At 60.0% G+C, this 432-nt stretch carries 1 protein-coding gene; it reads right to left on the reverse strand.

What is annotated here, in order from left to right:
• Positions 1–432, reverse strand: a 432-nt coding sequence (locus tag NJD74_RS19620; RefSeq protein ID WP_319624829.1) for a methyl-accepting chemotaxis protein, incomplete at both ends; no start/stop codon positions are given.

Below are 432 nucleotides of genomic sequence, written 5' to 3' on the forward strand. Positions count from 1 at the left end.
GTTGCAGCCTGCATGCTGGTGATTTGTTGACCTATCTCCCCGGTCGCCTTCGCGGTCTGTTCGGCGAGCGCCTTCACTTCGGACGCGACCACCGCAAAGCCACGCCCCGCTTCACCTGCACGCGCGGCCTCGATGGTGGCATTGAGCGCCAGGAGATTCGTCTGTCCGGCGATGGAATTGATTAGATCAACCACATCGCCGATCCTGGCGGCAGCTTGTGACAATTCTCCGACACGCGCGTTGGTCGTTCGGGCCTGATTGACAGCATCACTTGCCATTCGGGCCGATTCTTGGACCTGCCGACTGATTTCGTTGACGGACGACGATAGCTCCTCCGTCGCGGAAGAAACCGATTGTACGTTGGCGGATGCCTCCTCCGATGCAGCGGCAACAGTCGTTGCCAACTCCTGCGAGTGATCAGCGGTGTTCGTG

This window comes from Stenotrophomonas sp. RG-453 (genome assembly GCF_033843685.1).
GTDB classification, from domain to species: Bacteria; Pseudomonadota; Gammaproteobacteria; order Xanthomonadales; family Xanthomonadaceae; genus Stenotrophomonas; species Stenotrophomonas bentonitica_A.